Annotated in this window: 14 protein-coding genes, 1 tRNA gene and 1 pseudogene; 8 read left to right on the top strand and 8 right to left on the bottom strand. The window is 37.3% G+C overall.

Annotated features, from left to right (window positions below; all coding sequences use genetic code 11):
- Positions 1-64: 64 nt before the first annotated feature.
- The gene (groES, locus tag RMA95_RS02385) at positions 65-355 is read left to right on the top strand and encodes a co-chaperone GroES (protein ID WP_000065579.1); all 291 of its coding nucleotides are present in this window, start codon (positions 65-67) and stop codon (positions 353-355) included.
- A 58-nt stretch (positions 356-413) separates the two neighbouring features.
- Positions 414-2048 (top strand): chaperonin GroEL, encoded by a 1635-nt coding sequence (gene groL, locus RMA95_RS02380; protein ID WP_134263511.1) that lies wholly within the window; start codon positions 414-416, stop codon positions 2046-2048.
- 171 nt (positions 2049-2219) lie between these two features.
- Here groL and RMA95_RS02375 read toward each other — a convergent pair whose 3' ends face one another.
- Complete coding sequence (locus tag RMA95_RS02375; protein WP_004699662.1) at positions 2220-2594, bottom strand: diacylglycerol kinase; 375 nt, start codon at positions 2592-2594, stop codon at positions 2220-2222.
- A 107-nt stretch (positions 2595-2701) separates the two neighbouring features.
- Between RMA95_RS02375 and RMA95_RS02370 the strand changes: the two genes are divergently transcribed.
- The gene (locus tag RMA95_RS02370) at positions 2702-3664 is read left to right on the top strand and encodes an MBL fold metallo-hydrolase (protein ID WP_311069488.1); all 963 of its coding nucleotides are present in this window, start codon (positions 2702-2704) and stop codon (positions 3662-3664) included.
- A 44-nt stretch (positions 3665-3708) separates the two neighbouring features.
- Here the strand turns inward: RMA95_RS02370 and RMA95_RS02365 are convergent, their stop codons facing one another.
- Positions 3709-4848, bottom strand: coding sequence for a glycerophosphodiester phosphodiesterase (locus RMA95_RS02365; RefSeq protein ID WP_311069487.1), 1140 nt, complete (start codon positions 4846-4848; stop codon positions 3709-3711).
- Between the two features lie 264 nt (positions 4849-5112).
- Here RMA95_RS02365 and RMA95_RS02360 point away from each other — a divergent pair, with 264 nt between their 5' ends.
- Both RMA95_RS02360 and RMA95_RS02355 read left to right on the top strand, forming a co-directional pair.
- A complete protein-coding gene (locus RMA95_RS02360) occupies positions 5113-8208 on the top strand; it encodes a multidrug efflux RND transporter permease subunit (protein WP_311069486.1) in 3096 nt (1031 codons plus the stop codon).
- 72 nt (positions 8209-8280) lie between these two features.
- Positions 8281-8856: a DUF4112 domain-containing protein gene (locus RMA95_RS02355; RefSeq protein ID WP_151685767.1), complete on the top strand. Its 576-nt coding sequence runs from the start codon at positions 8281-8283 to the stop codon at positions 8854-8856.
- Positions 8857-8895: 39 nt separating this feature from the next.
- Here RMA95_RS02355 and htpX read toward each other — a convergent pair whose 3' ends face one another.
- Both htpX and RMA95_RS02345 read right to left on the bottom strand, forming a co-directional pair.
- Entirely contained in the window at positions 8896-9801 is a 906-nt protein-coding gene (gene htpX, locus RMA95_RS02350) for a protease HtpX (protein ID WP_004699673.1), read from the bottom strand.
- Between the two features lie 257 nt (positions 9802-10058).
- Positions 10059-10925 carry a lytic transglycosylase domain-containing protein gene (locus tag RMA95_RS02345; protein WP_263614433.1) on the bottom strand — a complete coding sequence of 289 codons (867 nt, stop codon included), beginning with the start codon at positions 10923-10925 and terminating at the stop codon, positions 10059-10061.
- Between the two features lie 504 nt (positions 10926-11429).
- Here RMA95_RS02345 and ttcA point away from each other — a divergent pair.
- Both ttcA and RMA95_RS02335 read left to right on the top strand, forming a co-directional pair.
- Positions 11430-12335, top strand: a complete 906-nt coding sequence (ttcA, locus tag RMA95_RS02340; protein ID WP_107972573.1) for a tRNA 2-thiocytidine(32) synthetase TtcA — start codon at positions 11430-11432, stop codon at positions 12333-12335.
- Between the two features lie 208 nt (positions 12336-12543).
- Complete coding sequence (locus tag RMA95_RS02335; protein ID WP_004699680.1) at positions 12544-12930, top strand: SCP2 sterol-binding domain-containing protein; 387 nt, start codon at positions 12544-12546, stop codon at positions 12928-12930.
- A 91-nt stretch (positions 12931-13021) separates the two neighbouring features.
- On the opposite strand, the gene RMA95_RS02330 is transcribed toward RMA95_RS02335, so the two are convergent.
- From RMA95_RS02330 to greB, 3 genes are all read right to left on the bottom strand, one after another.
- On the bottom strand, positions 13022-14134 hold the full coding sequence (locus RMA95_RS02330; RefSeq protein WP_311069484.1) for a transglycosylase SLT domain-containing protein: 1113 nt from the start codon (positions 14132-14134) through the stop codon (positions 13022-13024).
- Between the two features lie 532 nt (positions 14135-14666).
- A complete protein-coding gene (locus tag RMA95_RS02325; RefSeq protein ID WP_019456589.1) occupies positions 14667-15641 on the bottom strand; it encodes a 3-oxoacyl-[acyl-carrier-protein] synthase III C-terminal domain-containing protein in 975 nt (324 codons plus the stop codon).
- A 193-nt stretch (positions 15642-15834) separates the two neighbouring features.
- Entirely contained in the window at positions 15835-16308 is a 474-nt protein-coding gene (gene greB / locus RMA95_RS02320) for a transcription elongation factor GreB (protein ID WP_311069483.1), read from the bottom strand.
- A 350-nt stretch (positions 16309-16658) separates the two neighbouring features.
- On the opposite strand from greB, the gene RMA95_RS02315 reads away from it, so the two are divergent.
- Positions 16659-16748, top strand: a tRNA-Ser gene (locus tag RMA95_RS02315).
- 78 nt (positions 16749-16826) lie between these two features.
- Here RMA95_RS02315 and RMA95_RS02310 read toward each other — a convergent pair.
- Positions 16827-17300, bottom strand: a pseudogene (locus RMA95_RS02310) (SgcJ/EcaC family oxidoreductase).
- Positions 17301-17865: the final 565 nt, after the last annotated feature.

Below are 17865 nucleotides of genomic sequence, written 5' to 3'. Positions count from 1 at the left end.
TGTTATTGCTCTGGATTAAGGCAATAACGATTAATCAAAAAGACTAAGTCTGATGGAGTTAATTATGAGCAACATTCGTCCATTACATGATCGCGTTGTGATTCGTCGTGTAGAAGAAGAAACCAAAACTGCTGGCGGTATTTTATTGCCAGGTTCTGCTGCTGAAAAACCATCTCAAGGTGAAGTAATTGCAGTAGGTAATGGTCAAATCACTGATAACGGCGTACGTGCTTTGGATGTTAAAGTTGGTGACAAGGTGTTATTTGGTACTTATGCAGGTACAACAGTTAAAGTAAACGGTGAAGAACTCTTAATCATGAAAGAGTCAGACATCTTAGCTGTATTAGAAGGCTAATCGATCCATAACTCAATTCATTATCAGATTCAGTATTTAAAAAGATTCGGAGTTTAATATGTCAGCTAAAGACGTAAAATTTGGTGATTCAGCTCGCTCAAAAATGATTGCAGGTGTAAACGTACTTGCAGATGCGGTTAAAGTGACTTTGGGTCCTAAAGGCCGTAACGTTGTGATCGACCGTTCTTTCGGTGCGCCGCACATCACTAAAGACGGTGTAACTGTTGCTAAAGAAATTTCATTAAAAGACAAGTTTGAAAACATGGGTGCTCAACTTGTTCGTGAAGTTTCAAGCAAAACTAACGACATCGCTGGTGACGGTACAACAACTGCGACTGTACTTGCTCAAGCAATTTTAAACGAAGGTATCAAATCAGTAACTGCTGGTATGAACCCAATGGATTTAAAACGCGGTATCGACATTGCAGTAAAAACTGTAGTTGAAAATATCCGTTCTATTGCTAAACCAGCTGATGATTTCAAAGCAATTGAACAAGTTGGTTCTATCTCTGCTAACTCTGATACTACTGTTGGTAAACTTATTGCTCAAGCAATGGAAAAAGTAGGTAAAGAAGGCGTAATCACTGTAGAAGAAGGTTCTGGCTTCGAAGACGCATTAGACGTTGTAGAAGGTATGCAGTTTGACCGTGGTTATATCTCTCCGTACTTTGCTAACAAGCAAGATACTTTGACTGCTGAACTTGAAAACCCATTCATCCTTCTTGTTGACAAAAAAATCAGCAACATTCGTGAATTGATTTCTGTTTTAGAAGCAGTTGCTAAAACTGGTAAACCACTTCTTATTATCGCTGAAGATGTTGAAGGTGAAGCGCTTGCAACTCTTGTTGTAAACAACATGCGCGGTATCATCAAAGTGTGTGCTGTTAAAGCTCCTGGTTTCGGTGACCGTCGTAAAGCTATGCTTCAAGACATCGCAATCTTGACTGGCGCAACTGTAATTTCTGAAGAAGTTGGTATGTCTTTAGAACAAGCGACTCTTCAAGATTTAGGTACAGCGCACAAAATCACTGTTTCTAAAGAAAACACAGTTATTGTTGACGGTGCTGGTGATGCTGCTGCTATCGCTGAGCGTGTTCAACAAATCCGTGCTCAAATCGAAGAATCTACTTCAGAATATGACCGTGAAAAATTACAAGAACGCGTTGCTAAATTGGCAGGCGGTGTTGCTGTAATTAAAATCGGTGCAGCAACTGAAGTTGAAATGAAAGAGAAGAAAGACCGCGTAGACGACGCTCTTCACGCAACTCGTGCAGCAGTTGAAGAAGGTGTTGTTGCAGGTGGTGGTGTTGCGCTTGTACGTGCTGTAAACGTTCTTGACGGCTTGAAAGGTGCTAACGAAGACCAAACTGCAGGTATCAACATTTTACGTCGTGCGATCGAAGCTCCACTTCGTCAAATCGTTGCGAATGCTGGTGATGAGCCATCTGTAGTAATCAATGCAGTTAAGAAAGGTGAAGGTAACTTCGGTTACAACGCTGCAACTGGTGAATATGGCGATATGTTAGAAATGGGTATTCTTGACCCAGCTAAAGTAACTCGTTCTGCACTTGAGCACGCTGCTTCTGTTGCTGGCTTAATGTTGACTACAGAATGTATGATTACTGACATTCCTGAAGACAAACCAGCTGCTCCAGACATGGGCGGTATGGGTGGAATGGGCGGCATGATGTAATAAACATCAACGTCTAAATAAAAAAATCCCTGCATTTGCGGGGATTTTTTTATTTCTTATATAAATTAAGAAAAAGTTAAGTTGATATTCTTAAACTTATAGTCAGGAACAGTAGCTGTAGTTCCTCTTTTTTGTTACACCATGCTTATCCTTTTATAAGCATGGTTTTTTTTAGCCTAATAAAATGATAAGCCATGTAACCGCAATAATAGACAGTGCAACAAACTGTGCAGCACTTCCCATATCTTTGGCATTTTTAGAGAGTTGATGTTTTTCAAGTGATACGCGGTCAACTACTGCCTCAATCGCAGAATTGAATAGTTCTACAATAATTGCAAATAAACATACAACGACCATAAGTGCATGTTCGCCACGAGTCACATCTAGGAAAAAGCTAGTAGGGATAAGCACAACATTAATTAAAACAATTTGTCGGAAAGCGGCTTCATTTTTATAAGCTGCCTTAAATCCTGAAATTGAATAACCTGTCGCATTCAAGATGCGCTTAAGTCCGCTTTTGCCTTTGTAGGGAGAATAACTATTCATTCACTTATATTTTTAACACTTTTCATGCATTATATATCGCGGCCCTCAAAAAAAATATTAAATCTTTTTTAAAGATTTTGACTTTATAATTTGATAGAGAAGAAGAGATGAAAAAACTATTTGTAGCATTAGGACTTGTCATGGGTGGCTTACATGTAAGCTATGCAGAGCCTGCTTCAGCTCAGCAAGTACCGGGATATTATAAGCATCAATTTGGTAATTACCGCATCACCTCTTTACTTGACGGTACCATTTATTTAGCCCCTAAGTTGTTCAAAAATTTGAGTCAGGCTGAGAAGACTAAAATTTTAACCAAGTACGCTGCTGTTAATGAGAAGGGGATTCAAACTTCGGTAAATGCATTCTTGGTAGATGACGGTAAAAGTTTAACGCTTGTTGATAGTGGAGCTTCAAGTTGTTTTGGCCCACAGTTGGGTTCAATTGCTAAAAATCTTGAACTGGCAGGCTATCAACTTGCGAATGTGAAAACGGTTTTATTGACACATTTGCACCCAGACCATGTTTGTGGAATTGCTAAAGATGGAAAAGCAGTATTTCCTAATGCAACGATTTATGCGCATGAACGTGAAGCAGATTACTGGTTAAACCCAGCTTCTGAAAAAACAGTACCAGCAAATCAAAAAGAAAATTATTTAGGCACTGTTAAAAATGTAAAAGCTGCACTTGCGCCGTATGAAGCGAAAAAAGCATTTAAAACCTTTAAAGATGGCGATGTCATTCAAGGTTTTGAAGTGATCAATACACAAGGCCACACACCGGGTCACCATAGCTTCCGTTTGAAGAGTAAAGGTCAACAAATTGTCTTTGTAGGTGACATTGTCCACTCACATTCTTTACAGTTTGATGCTCCAAAAACTGGTGTAGATTTTGATGTAAATTCTGAGCAGGCAATTAACACTCGTTTGAAAATGTTTGCTGAAATTTCAAATAAACAGCAATGGGTAGCTGCTCCACATTTGCCATTCCCAGGCATTGGTCATGTGTATAAAGTGAATGCAGAACAATACCAGTGGATTCCTTTATATTTTAATAACAGTCTTGATAAGTAAAAAAACAGGGCATTCAATGCCCTGTTTTTTTATTAAGCATTTAACTATTTAGTTGCTTTCTCGAAATTATTGACTGCTTCACGGCCGAGTGCTGGGTCATCTGTAAAGACACCATCCACGCCTGCTTTGAAATATGCTTCAAACTCTTTTAGAGCACCTGTTGGACAACGTTCAGCAGGTTTATCGCTACATTTTAAAGGCTGTGGTAAGAAGTTATTTTCTGGGCGGAAAGTATAAGGATGGACTTTTAAGCCAGCGGCATGTGCATCTGTAATAAATGAAGTGGTTTGTACTGAACCATCATTATTGAAACTGAGAATATAGTTTTTGCTTGGCCCTACGCCATTTGCATATTTAGCAACATCTTTTAAGCTTTGTGCTGTGGCTAAATCACCATATGTTTTAGACACGCCAGATTCAACAAAGTCGGCTGGTCGAGATGTTTTTGCATCATATAACTGAATGATTTGTGCATGTTTAAGCGTCTTATAAAGATCAAGTTGATCTTTTAAATATTTTAAATTGCTGACTTCAAACGATTGCAAATAGATAGGCGCGATATCACGTGTATATTGATATTTGGCAAGAGTTTTAAGAAGTGTGTCTTCTATAGCCAAATTCTTATTTTTAAAATAAGTCGGGTGTTTAGTTTCGATATATAAGCCAATAATCTTGCCAGTTTTTTTATAATTTGCTTCGGCAAGTTCAATGACTTGTTCAAGTGTCGGAATTGAATAGAGATCATTGTAAGCTGTATTTGCTGGTCGGAACTCAGGAATACGCTCACGTGCTTTAACTTGCTGTAATTCATTTAAGGTGAGGTCTTCCGTAAACCAACCCGTTAAATTTACACCATCAATATTTTTGGTGGTTTTGCGGTCCGCAAATTGGGCAAGGGTACTGATATTGGTAGTTCCACCAATTTCGTTTTCATGACGCGTAACCAATACACCATCTTTTGTTGACACTAAGTCGGGTTCAATAAAGTCAGCACCATCATCAATGGCTTTTTGATATGAAGCCAAGGTATGTTCAGGACGTAAAGCGCTTGCGCCACGGTGTCCGATGACTAAAATTTTAGGAAGTTGATATTCTGGTGTGGTTGGGGTTGTTTCGGTTTTATCATCGTCATTACAACCGACCAAGCTAATTAAACTTAAGCATAAAAGTGCTTTTCTAAACATAATTCTACTCATATTGTTTTAATTGAAACGACTCAAGTATTGGGATTTAGTTTGACGTGATGATGAAGAATTCATGAATTTTAAGTGACACTATTTAACTGGTTCTTTATTGCTTTGTTGGAAATAGTGAAACCCGCTTTGTTTTTGTCTTAATTACATTTATTGTTTTAATTCCACTTGTCTTTTTTACACCGCTCGTTGATGATCACAAGGTCTCAAAGCGGCATTTTCTCCTGTTAATTAACGACACCATACCGAGCAGCCATGCTATCTAAATTTTTTATTCAGCGCCCCATTTTTGCCAATGTACTGGCGATCATTGTTATGGCTTTTGGTATTTTTTCGGTGATGCATTTGCCCGTAGAACGGTATCCCGATATTGCACCTCCAAAAATTACAGTGTCGGCAAGTTATAGCGGGGCAGATGCACAAACGGTTGAGCAAAGTGTTACCCAAATTTTAGAACAGCAAATACAAGGGATTGATCACTTACTCTATTTTAGCTCATCAAGTGATTCATCTGGGCGTAGCCGAATTACCATTAGTTTCGATAATGGAACCAACCCAGATACTGCTCAGGTACAAGTTCAAAATAGCATTAGTGGTGTCATACGCCGTTTACCCGATGAAGTTCAGCGCCAAGGTGTTACTGTTACCAAGTCTTTAGGCGATACTTTTATGGTGATTGGCTTATATGACTCAACTGGTAAAACCGGAAACATCGAGCTGTCAGACTATTTAACTACGCATGTCGTTGATAACTTAAACCGTATTGAAGGGGTGGGTGAAACAGATATATTTGGTTCACAATATGCGATGCGTATCTGGTTAAATCCAGACAAGTTAAAGCAATATAATTTAATGCCAAGTGATGTTGCGAGCGCCATCACTGCCCAAAACACCCAAGTTGCCGCAGGTGCGATTGGTGATTTACCAGTCATTGACGGTCAATATTTAAATACAAAAGTGACCGCAGGTTCTCGACTCAAAACAGTTGAGGACTTTAAAAATATTGTCGTAAAGTCGAATAAAACGGCGAGTTATGTTTACTTAAAAGATATTGCAAGAGTAGAGCTTGGTGCAGAGAACTATCAATCTTTTAATACGATTAACGGTTATCCTGCCGCGGGTGTAAGTATTTCTTTATCTTCAGGTGCGAATGCGATTCAAACCTCTAAGCTCATCCATCAAACCTTAGATCAGCTTTCAACGAAACTACCGGCAGGCTATAAAATCGTTTATCCGCGAGATAATACGCCGTTTGTTCAAGAGTCAATTAAGGAAGTTGTAAAGACCCTTGTAGAAGCTATTATTTTAGTAATTTTGGTGATGTTCCTGTTTTTACAAAGCTGGCGCGCCACTCTTATTCCGAGTATTACCGTTCCAGTTGTTATTTTAGGAACTTTTGCTGTCTTATATGTACTTGGGTTTAGTATTAACACATTAACGTTATTTGCACTGGTACTCGCCATTGGTTTATTAGTCGATGATGCAATTGTGGTGGTCGAAAACGTTGAGCGGCTCATGCATGAACAGCACTTAAGCCCTAAAGAAGCTGCAATTGAGTCAATGGGTGAAATTAGTGGTGCCTTAGTCGGCATTACATTGGTTTTAACGGCTGTTTTTATACCAATGTCTTTTTTAGGTGGCTCAATTGGCGTGATTTACCGTCAGTTTTCCATTACTTTAGTTGCTGCTATGGCATTATCGCTTACGGTTGCACTTATTTTAACGCCTGCATTATGTGCATTAATTTTAAAACCAAACCCTGAACCTATGCGTTGGGCAGTGTGGTTTAACCAAAAAATTGATCAACTTAAAAATAAATATATCAAGCTTGTTCAGACGAGTATTCACTACAGTAAATCGGTTATTGTGATTTTTGTGGCGCTGATTGCTATTTTTTCGCTGTTCTATAGTGGTTTGAAAAGCGGATTTATTCCTAAAGAAGACCAAGGCATTTTAAGCGTTCAAATTAAGCTAGTAGATAGCGCTCCAATGTCTGAGAGTAAAAAAATTGGTGAGCAAGTGCGCCAGTATTTTCTCAGTAAAGAAGATAAGAATGTTGATCTGGTTTTAATTCGTTATGGTCGAAATAATGCCGGTACAGGGCAAAACTTAGCGCAAGGCTTTATTGCTTTAAAACCTTGGGATGTACGTACGGCTAAAGAGGACTCGGCTGACGCTATACAAAAGCGTGCAATGAAATATTTCAGAAATTTTAATAATGCTCAAATTAACGTGACCTTACCACCATCAGTAAATGGTTTGGGGCAAACTGATGGTCTGGATTTTTGGATTCAAGATTTAAATGGTCAAGGGCAAAACTTCTTAGATGGTATGTTCCGTCAGTTACAGGCTCAAAGTAAAAACTATTCAACTTTCGAAAACTTTGATAAGCAGTCTACCAATAGTAAAGCGAATCTGAATATCAAAATTGACCAGAAACAGGCTTTGGCAAATGGTTTGGAACTCTCGGCAATTAATAATACCTTGTCGAGCGCATGGGGTGGAACTTACGTAAATGACTTTATTGATCGGGGCCGTATTAAACGTGTCATGATTCAAGGTGATGCCGAGTACAGATCTAAACCTGAAGATTTATATAATTGGTCTGTGCGTAATAGCCAAAATGAAATGGTGCCTTTTAGCTCATTTGCGAACTTTAGCTGGGGCGGGGCACCGGAAATTGTAAAACGCTATATGGGATATAGTGCTTTACAGTTACAGGCAGATGTTGCGAGTAATAGCAGTTCTGGTCAGGCTATGAAAGATGTAGAACAACTCGTAAACCAGCAAAAAGATATTGGTTTGGCTTGGACGGGCTTGTCTTTTGAAGAACAGAAGTCGACAAATCAGGCGATATGGTTATATCTGATTTCGGCAGGTTTTATTTTCTTATGTTTAGCGGCGTTATACGAAAGCTTGAGCATTCCTGCTGCCGTGATGACCTCTATTCCGCTAGGTGTAGGGGGAAGTGTCATTTTCTCTTATATCTTTGGTTTGCCAAATGATGTGTATTTCCAAATTGCACTTCTAACCACGATTGGATTGTCATGTAAAAACGCAATTTTAATTGTTGAGTTTGCTGCATTAGCCCAAGAGAAAGGAAAGAATGCTATTCAGGCTGCTTTAGAAGGCGCGAGCTTGCGTTTAAGACCGATTCTAATGACTTCTTTAGCCTTCGGTGCTGGTGTGATTCCACTTGTGTTTGCACAGGGCGCTGGTGCGGTTAGCCGTCAAGAAATTGGTATTAGTATTTTAGGTGGTGTGATGTTTGGTACTGTGCTGGTTTTATTCTTTATTCCGGTTATGTATGTGTTATTACGCTCACTGTTTAAATCGAAAGCTTCGAGTTAAAAACAAACAATTTAAAAACAGGCATTAAATCAAGTATATTAAGTTTAACTTCTCTTCATATATTTGATTTAGATGCCTCAAGAAAAAAAATTAACACAGCAACAGGTCATCGCATTAGAACGAGATCTGGCTAAATTCGCAACCATGATGGATAGCGCAGTCCGTATTCCTTTTACAAAGCAGGGTATTGGGGCCGATGCGGCCCTAAGTACCATTCCTATTGCGGGTGATGTAGCGGGTTTCGTCCTGACTTGCTATGCCATATATAAAGCCAAGCAAATTGGTGTACCGCAGCATAAGCTCACTCCCGTTATAAAATTGGCTGTAGTCGATGCTGTGGTGGGTTGTGTTCCAGTTGCTGGGACTATTTTCGATATTTTTATACGTCCTAGCAGAAAAGCGTTAGACGTCGTCCATACCCACATTCGTGAAGAATATGCGATTCAAAGTGATATGCATGTTGTCCATCCGTATTTACATGAAAAGCTTGAAAAGAAGCAGCAACAGTCAGCTTTCTGGCGTAACCCTGTTGTGAGTTGGCTATGGCTACATATACCCGATTTATTGGGGGTGTTTGTGCTTATTTTGATTGGTTTTGCAATGTGGTGGGGAATCAGTTTTCTTTGGGGACTTGCTCATTCAGCCTAATAAAAAAGCCTCCAAAAGGAGGCTTTTTTATTTACTGTATTATGGGCAATCTAACTGATGTAGAGCTGCTACACGCTGTTCGATTGATGGGTGAGTTTGGAACAAAGCAGCTAAACTAAAGCCTTGTTCTTTACCTTCCGCAATAGCGAACGCTTTCATTTCTTTTGGCATTTGGTCAGGTAACTCTGTTTCAGCCTGTAAACGTAATAAAGCAGAAATCATTGCTTGTTTACCAGCTAAACGTGCACCGGCTTCATCAGCACGGTATTCACGGTAACGAGAGAACCACATCACAATAGCGGAAGCAAGAATACCGAACACGATATCTAGAACCATCGTAATGAGGAAATAACCCATACCAGGGGCTTCGTTGTCTTGACGACCAAAAACATTACGGTCGATAAAGTCACCTACTACACGAGCAAAGAACATCACAAAGGCGTTTACTACACCTTGAATGAGTGCGAGAGTAACCATGTCACCATTTGCAACGTGGCCGATCTCGTGCGCAAGTACTGCACGTAGCTCATCTTTGTTCATACGCTCAAGTAGACCGCTTGAAACGGCAACTAAGGCATCATTTTTATTCCAGCCTGTTGCGAAGGCATTAGACTGATATGAAGGGAAGATACCAACTTCTGGCATATTAATACCAGCACGTTGAGAAAGTTCAGCGACTGTTTGCAATAACCAGCTTTCAGCTTGGTTACGAGGAGCATTTGGGTCAATCAGTTCTGTACCAGTAGTTTTCTTAGCCATCCATTTGGACATAAATAGAGAGACTAAAGAGCCCACCATACCAAACACAAAACAGATGACTAAAAGGTTGCCTAGATTCAAGCCACCCGCGCCATGGTAACTACCGACACCGAAGAGTGACAAAATAATGCCAGCTACAACCAGTACCGCGAGGTTGGTAAGCAAAAACAAACCAATCCGCATCATTGAGAAAATCCTCTTATAAATAAAATATTATCTGATTTATAAATTATAAATCACTCAGCTAATATGCGGCGCTTAGGGGAAAAATTCAAGGAAAAAATAAGGAATCGATACATTCTTTCCTGTGAAAGAATGTATTTAAATTAAACAAGTTATTTATAAGGCCCGTCTAAACACTCGGGTAGGGGTAATAGATCATTACAATTTTTAGACAATGGGCCTTGTTAAAAGCTTAACCGCGATGCATACGGTTTTAAACTTTACTCGATTCTAATATGCGCAATTGCTGTTGCGTTATTGGTGACATAAGTGCCCGTCGGAGCATCTGTATAAGTGCCATCTGACAATGTCACGATTTGGCGCCCAGAAGAGTATTTAACAGGTTTAGCCGATACTTGTTGAGGTGTGGTGGCTTGTGGCGAAACAGGGGGATTTACTGCTTGAGCAGAAATATTTGAGTTACTAAACGATGAAAGGCTTACCCCAGAAGAATATAAGTTTTGATATCGACTGGTTACACGGCGAACATAATCTTGGGTTTCACGAAATGGAGGGATACCACCATACTTATCTACGTTACCTTCACCAGCATTATAGGCAGCAAGCGCCATTTGCGTATTGCCATTAAAACGCTTGAGCAACCAACCTAGATATTTCGCACCAGCAAAGATATTTTGCTGAGGATCATAGGCGTTAGATACATTAAAACGGCGAGCAGTTGCAGGCATCAGCTGCATTAGGCCTTGAGCACCTACTGGAGAGTGAGCATTCACATTAAAACCAGATTCGGTATGCATGACTGCCTTAATTAAACCTTCGGATACACCGTGCTGTTGTGCGGCCTGTTTAATAATATGGTCAAACGCATTTTTATTTCTGCTATAGCTCGGTAGGACAGAAGCTTCTGAAGCGCCCCAGTTTGTATAACTATGAATATTACTATCTGGATAGTAAGTCACTTTTACTTTCTTGAGTGAATTGTCATAGCTTTTACGGTTAGTCAGTAAAGTACTGCCATTTTTGTCTTGGTAAACGTACATCTGACCCGCAAAAGTCGGCGTTATACCTACCGAAAAAGTGGTCATCCCCAGTAAACAAGAAAAAAGATATTGAACCGAATTTTTCATTTTATGTTTTTCACAATTTTAAGGTATTCGAAACTTGTCAAAGAGTTTATCAAAAAATATTACAGAAAGAAGTTTTGTGTAATTTTTTTTATTTTGGCTGTTTTAAAAAATCAAGCTGTTTTGTTCGAATGATCATCAAAAAAAATTAAAAAAAATTTTTAAAATGATTCTATTGACTTGAATAACTATTTGAAAATTAAAGGTAAAAATCATTGGTCAAAAAATGATCAATTTAAATAAAACCCTTAACAGAAGGTGAAAACAGTTTGTCAAGCACGAAGAAATCCACAATTTTATCCACAGGTTTTGTGGAAAACTGTGGAAAAGTCCAAAAAGTAAGCATTTTGCGCAAAAAATGAACTCATCGGTCAAAATGGAGCACGGCTTTTGCATCATGCCTGAGCATTATGACGACTTCAAGAATTGAAACTATTCTTTTGATGCGATTCCCGTCCGAATCATATAAAATTGCGCGGTATTTTTATTTATGGGTATATCTCGTCTATGTACGCGCCAGTTGAGTCCAACGAAGGATTTAATTTTAAGCCTGAACTTCCAACAAGCTCGGTCTATTATCGTTTGCTTAAGAAGCTTCGCCGTCAAGTTGGACATGCCATTCGTGACTTCAATATGATTGAAGATGGTGACAAGGTCATGGTGTGTGTGTCTGGTGGTAAAGACAGTTATACCTTGCTCGACATTTTGTTGCAGTTCAAACGTATTGCACCGATCAACTTTGACATTGTTGCGGTTAACCTTGACCAAAAGCAGCCGGGCTTTCCTGAAGATGTCTTACCACGTTATATGGAAGAAAATAACATTCCATATTACATTTTGGAAAAAGACACTTATACCATTACCAAGCGTTTAACACCTGAAGGTAAAACATACTGTGCAGTGTGTTCACGTTTACGTCGTGGTTCGCTTTATGGCTTTGCTCAAGAAATTGGTGCCACTAAAGTTGCGTTAGGCCATCACCGTGATGACATCATTGCAACTTTCTTCTTGAACTTGTTCCATGGCGGCAGCTTAAAGGCAATGCCACCTAAGCTTTTGTCGTCAGATAAGAAGAATATTTTGATTCGTCCTTTGGCTTATGTTGAAGAAAAAGACATTATCAAATATGCCGAATTACGTAAGTTCCCAATTATTCCGTGTAACCTTTGTGGTTCACAAGAGAACTTACAACGTGCCATGCTTAATGAAATGCTACGTGAGTGGGATAAACAATATCCGAAACGTTTACACAGCATTTTTGGTGCTTTACAAAACGTATCTCCGTCTCAGTTAGCGGACCGTGATTTGTTTGATTTTGAAGCGCTAGATTCTCAGCGCGAGATCGACTTTAAAGACCCTGAAGAACTTAAAAAACGTTTAGATGTAGTGAACTTAAGTTTTGCTGCTGAATAAAACGATTAAGTAAGTCAATTAAAGGCACTTTATAAACAAGTGCCTTTAATGTATCAAAACACTAAAAAATGAATGTTCCGTACAAAAAGTCATAGCCCAACCTTAAAATTACATGCTATAACAACGCACAAGCAGAAGTGCTTCATATGATGTTGTCTGGATAGACAACTAACTAGAGAAATTGAACAAATAAATTTGAGGAAGAATCATGCCTGCATTTTTAACTGATGATTGGTTTGCGACTGTCGAAAAATTAACTGCTGAAGCAGGTGATCTTAATTTGCCACCAGCTCTTGCGAATTTGGCAATTAATTTAGTAGTTACAGATGCTTCTGGAAATACCGAATTAGCTTTAGATGGGGGTAAAATCCAAAAAGGTTTGTCTTCAAATGCCAAAACAACTTTAAATATGGATGCTGAAACTTTACGTAAAGTATTCTTAGAGTTTGATATGGCTGCAGCTATGCAAGCATTTATGACTGGTAAAATTAAAGTTCAAGGCGATATGTCTCAGTTAATGGCTTTGCAAACAGCTAAACCAAGCCAAGAACAAAAAGATTTGTTCAAGAAAGTATTAGAACAAACAACAGCTTAAGTTAAAAAGAATTCATATAAAAAGCTTACCCCAAGAGGTAAGCTTTTTATTTGTACAAACACTGAATTTATCAACTTTTAAATAATAAAAATTAGATATTGATTCGAGGTTGTGCCGTTTTAATGTGCTCAAGATAAGCACGAATACGGGTCACATACTGTACCGCTTGTTTGTACCGACCATTTCGCATTTGATTACGCTGTAAGTACTCATAGAGGTTAACCCACTGGTTCGGATCTTTTCCTTGAGTCTGTAAGCGTTTCTGGATCTGGTTGACTGCACCCGGACCCATATTGTAAGCCACAAGGGCATACCAGTTACGATCTGGGAAGGGAATATCACCATACTCACTTAACATGAGATCATAATATTTCGCACCGCCTTGAATGCTTTGCGCTGGATCGCTACGGTTACTTACACCCATTGCCCGAGCTGTACTGTTGGTTAACATCATTAATCCACGTACGCCTGTTGGTGAAACAGACTCTGGCTTGAGATATGACTCTTGATAGCTCATTGCTGCAAGCAAATGCCAATCTAAATCATACTTTGCTGCGCTTTGTTTGAAGCTAGCTTTGTAAATGGGCAGACGTGTACTTAAATCACGTTGAATCGTAGACCAAGACTCAGGTTTTACAACGTTACGATTATAAAATGAAGCCAGTTGTTGAGTCAGACCATTTTGCTTGCTTTGACAAACAAAACCACTGGCAGTTTGTGTAAGAGGATCATCTGCTTGTTTAAACACCCAGCTTAAATCAGGATTTAATCCATTTTTTTGCAAATTTACGATATCACCACAACTTGCAGAAAAAGACATTAAACCTTTGCTCTCGATTGAGCTTAAGCCTGCGGTCGTCATGGCAAGATTTGCTTTACCTTGCTGGACCCATTTGAGTGCAGTGGCGTTATCTGCCACGATTTTGAAGTCCAACTTTACATTTAAGCTTTGCGCATAGTTACGAGCCAAGTCATAACCGAAGCCATGTAAAAATTGATCTTCTTTAAAAACAGTAGTTGGGCTTTCTACAGCAACTACGGTTAATGTGTTTGTGTTAACTACAGTATTGTACTGTAGGGTTTTTCCTGCATTGATACTATGAAAGGGAAAAAACATAGTGCTGAGTGCAAGAACTTTCAATGGGAGAGAAGAAAATAAAGAGTTAAGGCAAAGCCTCGACCCAGAACTTGAATTACTGTGCATGTTGTCTCCGCTACAGATAATTTATGCCCTAAAAGCCAGACAAAAAGCTGCCATAACTTCTAAAAGTTGATAAATTCAATAAGGGGTGGGCAGTCATGACGTCATTCAAAATGACATGAAATGAAAAAAATAGACTGTGTAGAAAATCTACATAGTTTTGGGTTGGGTTAAAAAATACTCAACATTTAAGATGCGCGCATCATAATATTCAAAAAAAAGTTTGTCAAATTTTGAACAATTAAATATCGGATATATCAACATAACACCATGAATTTATTAAGGAAGAAAATTTATACACTTATGGTGTGAGAAAATCGGGTATGAAATGCTACATTTTGTAGCCATCATGTTATTACAACGTGAAATTTGATTTATATACTAGGTAACTGATATAGATTAAATAACTGAAAAAATAAAATAATTTAGTGATTTTTAGTTCTATTTAATTTGTTTACATTTAAATTAGAGCTAAAAGATACCATTAGAAAAAGTATCTTTTAGCTAAAGTAATAATTTTATCAGTTATATCTTATTAAATCTTCCATAGCATTACACCAGTTTGGTAACCTGCTCCTAAAGACCAAAAAACAATAATATCACCTTTATTTATAAGTGATTTTTCTAACCTTTTTTTGTAGGCAATAAAAAAACTACTTACTCCTGTATATCCATATTGATCTCCAATGTATTCAATTTTTTCAGAGGGAATATTGATTTTATCTTGAAGAATATCAATATTTGACTTCGTAAATTGGGATAGTAAAAAACAAGAAATATCTTCAATGTTTAAATTATTTTTCTTCAATAATTTATCTAGTGCATCTGCCGCGAATTCCACACTTTCTAAACCAGTAAATGGTGCCCAATGAATTTTTTGTTCCTTACTGTGATAATTCGTTAGGCCATGAGGAGGAAAAACAATAGTTTTACAAAAACTACTATCTGTTTGGTACATCCTGTCAATAATGCCCGAATCATCGGTATTTTTTTCTAGTATTATTGCTGCTGCTGCATCTCCGACAATTGTTGAAGGAATCACCTGTTTTTCATCTCCAAGCATTGTTAGATGATCAGACCCAATCACCAGTGCGCGTTTATAACTTTCTTTTGATGCGAGCAAAACGGATGCTTGTTCAAGAGCAACGAACATTCCTAAACAATTAGCATTTATATCAAAGCATATACAGTCAGTTTTAATATTTAATTCTGAATGAATCAGTAAAGCATTAGTTGGAGATAGATATTCTAATGTTGTAGAAGAAAATATAATAATATCAATGCTGTCATGTGAAATGTTATAATCTTTTAATAATTGTTTTGATGCATTAACTGCCATTGTGAGCGCATTTTCTTCATCATTAATAATGACATGTCTTTTATTTCTTCCTACTTTTTCAAAAATTCTATTTAAACTGTCTTTATCTTCAAATTTATTTAAAAAATATTCATTATTTCTAATTGTTCTTGGATGATAAGTAGATATTGCAGAAATTTTTATACCTTTCATGAGTAGTAATCTCTTTTTATATAAAAAATAATTGTGTTTTAATTTTGATCAATTATCGATGGCATTTTATTTACTTTTTAAATTTAATGGTTTCTGATTTTATATAAAATAATATGTATAAATTTGCATATTAATATATTTTTAATATTATAATTTTGGTTGTAATAAAAATAAAATGAATACTCTGAATTAATTACTGATAACTTATTTTTGTTATGTACCAAATCATTTTCCCTTTAGGTGTTTGAACTTGTATTTCATCATCTACGGCTTTACCTAAACAAGCTTTAGCCATAGGTGACTGCAAAGAAATATAGTCTTTGCGACCATAAATTTCTTCATCGCCGACAATACGGAATTTAGTAGTTTCGCCTTCATTATTTTCTAATTCAACCCAAGCTCCAAAATAGGCTTTACCATCTTGTTCCGGCCGATATTCTACTTTTTGGGCAACTTCAAAAAGTTTGGTGAGGTATCTAATCCTACGATCAATTTCACGTAGCTTTCTTTTGTTGTAGTGATAATCTGCATTTTCTGAGCGATCGCCAAGACTGGCTGCCCAAGACACAATTTTGGTAATTTCTGGGCGTTCTTTTCTTACAAGATCGTTTAACTCATCTTGTAATCGTTGATAGCCTTCAGCCGTTAATAGTTTGCGGTTCGTCATATAGCTCAAACTTTCTTCATATAGATAGTTTCGTTAGAAACCACATCAGGAATTAAAACTTATCGTTAATTGAAAAGGGAAGAATACCCTGAGTAAAGCGTAAAGCTTTTTTATCTTTGTGACTATGTTATCAAAAAGATAGACCAGTATCATATAGTTATGTGAAGCATGAAGGATAGTTAAAGACAATTAACACTTCCCAAATAAAAATAAGTTTAGGCATAAAAGTAGTAATAGGTAGATAAAAATTCAAAATTAAAGGTTTTTTGTTTTTATTTTGAGCATTCAGATAGAAACTTAAATAAAAAGATTTGCCAATTTGCATTTTTGTTTATATTATAGCGCTCGTTGGAAGCGTGGCAGAGCGGTTTAATGCACCGGTCTTGAAAACCGACGAGGGTGTGAGTCCTCCGTGAGTTCGAATCTCACCGCTTCCGCCAAAATTCTTAAAAAGCCCTTGTTAATGACAAGGGCTTTTTTTTATGCATATAAATTACTAAAAATAATCTTACGCTCTTTTATATATTTCTAAGTATGGTCTCTCCCGTTCGAGGGTTTGTTAAAGTCACATTTTCAAGCGCCTGAATGTACCAAGAATTGTTCTTCTTGGTGAGTACAGTAAGAATGAGAGTATCAATTTGATGGGGGCCCTGAGGGTGAGCTACGCTCGCAGTTAAGCGACTCCAAAAGTGTGAAATACAGATATCATCACTCATAGGTGTAATGTCTATGAGTTCATTCTCTAGTGTTGAGTCGCTATAGATGGTGTCATGAATAGGCTGATGAAGTGCAACAATTTCATCAACACCTTTAACGTAATGGCCAAAACGATTAACGAAAGTCGCATCTTGATGAAAAAGAGCAGCAAAGGCCTTCATATCATGATTATTCCAAGCAATTTGAAATGCTAAAGGAATGTCTTCTGGGTTTATTATGTGTTGGCTCATATCATTCCCACTATTTAAGTTTTAAGTCCATTTTGAATATATTATAAATGAATGGGCTTCGACATGCTTAAACGGAACAGCTAGTCACAGCTCAGCATGCAAGGACTTATTCCTATAAACACGCCATACTTTTAACGCAAAAAAGTTTAGGGGTGAGCAGTATTAAACAACTATAAGTTTGAGCTATGCGATTGGATAAGTTTTTAGAAAAATACAGATAAAAATATAAGATAAATAGAAATGACTCATAATGACTTTAATATATTGTTAATAATCAAACATCCGTTAAAAATTTAAATAGAATCTTCAATTTTTTGGGGCTTTTTAAATGTTCAGAACGAATCAATTAAGTTTAAAATATGGAGAATTTGTATACCGGATAGCATTTATTAGTTTTATTAAAATTAGAGTTATATAAATCTTGTGAATTATAGGTTTTTACTTCGCTAGTTTTGTACGTTTTTCATCCTAATGGTGATGGTGAAATTCAAACATTGCAGCTAAAAGCTTAATTTTTTTAGAAAATATGAGCCTAAACAATCGGAATTTATATATTATTAAATAGACTTCAAAACTAAAACTTTAATCTTGATTTAAGTTCAATTATTTA

It is taken from the genome of Acinetobacter sp. V110_1, from assembly GCF_031798975.1.
Taxonomy (GTDB): domain Bacteria; phylum Pseudomonadota; class Gammaproteobacteria; order Pseudomonadales; family Moraxellaceae; genus Acinetobacter; species Acinetobacter nosocomialis_A.
The sequence above is the reverse complement of the archived record's forward strand: the minus strand, read 5'-3'. Positions and strand labels throughout refer to the sequence as shown.

What these genes read in the sequence shown, in the direction of transcription:
- groES (WP_000065579.1), top strand. Translation starts at nt 65, where the DNA reads ATGAGCAACATTCGTCCATTACATGATCGCGTTGTGATTCGTCGTGTA.
- groL (WP_134263511.1), top strand. Translation starts at nt 414, where the DNA reads ATGTCAGCTAAAGACGTAAAATTTGGTGATTCAGCTCGCTCAAAAATG.
- RMA95_RS02375 (WP_004699662.1), bottom strand. Translation starts at nt 2,594, where the DNA reads ATGAATAGTTATTCTCCCTACAAAGGCAAAAGCGGACTTAAGCGCATC.
- RMA95_RS02370 (WP_311069488.1), top strand. Translation starts at nt 2,702, where the DNA reads ATGAAAAAACTATTTGTAGCATTAGGACTTGTCATGGGTGGCTTACAT.
- RMA95_RS02365 (WP_311069487.1), bottom strand. Translation starts at nt 4,848, where the DNA reads ATGTTTAGAAAAGCACTTTTATGCTTAAGTTTAATTAGCTTGGTCGGT.
- RMA95_RS02360 (WP_311069486.1), top strand. Translation starts at nt 5,113, where the DNA reads ATGCTATCTAAATTTTTTATTCAGCGCCCCATTTTTGCCAATGTACTG.
- RMA95_RS02355 (WP_151685767.1), top strand. Translation starts at nt 8,281, where the DNA reads ATGCCTCAAGAAAAAAAATTAACACAGCAACAGGTCATCGCATTAGAA.
- htpX (WP_004699673.1), bottom strand. Translation starts at nt 9,801, where the DNA reads ATGATGCGGATTGGTTTGTTTTTGCTTACCAACCTCGCGGTACTGGTT.
- RMA95_RS02345 (WP_263614433.1), bottom strand. Translation starts at nt 10,925, where the DNA reads ATGAAAAATTCGGTTCAATATCTTTTTTCTTGTTTACTGGGGATGACC.
- ttcA (WP_107972573.1), top strand. Translation starts at nt 11,430, where the DNA reads ATGTACGCGCCAGTTGAGTCCAACGAAGGATTTAATTTTAAGCCTGAA.
- RMA95_RS02335 (WP_004699680.1), top strand. Translation starts at nt 12,544, where the DNA reads ATGCCTGCATTTTTAACTGATGATTGGTTTGCGACTGTCGAAAAATTA.
- RMA95_RS02330 (WP_311069484.1), bottom strand. Translation starts at nt 14,134, where the DNA reads ATGCACAGTAATTCAAGTTCTGGGTCGAGGCTTTGCCTTAACTCTTTA.
- RMA95_RS02325 (WP_019456589.1), bottom strand. Translation starts at nt 15,641, where the DNA reads ATGAAAGGTATAAAAATTTCTGCAATATCTACTTATCATCCAAGAACA.
- greB (WP_311069483.1), bottom strand. Translation starts at nt 16,308, where the DNA reads ATGACGAACCGCAAACTATTAACGGCTGAAGGCTATCAACGATTACAA.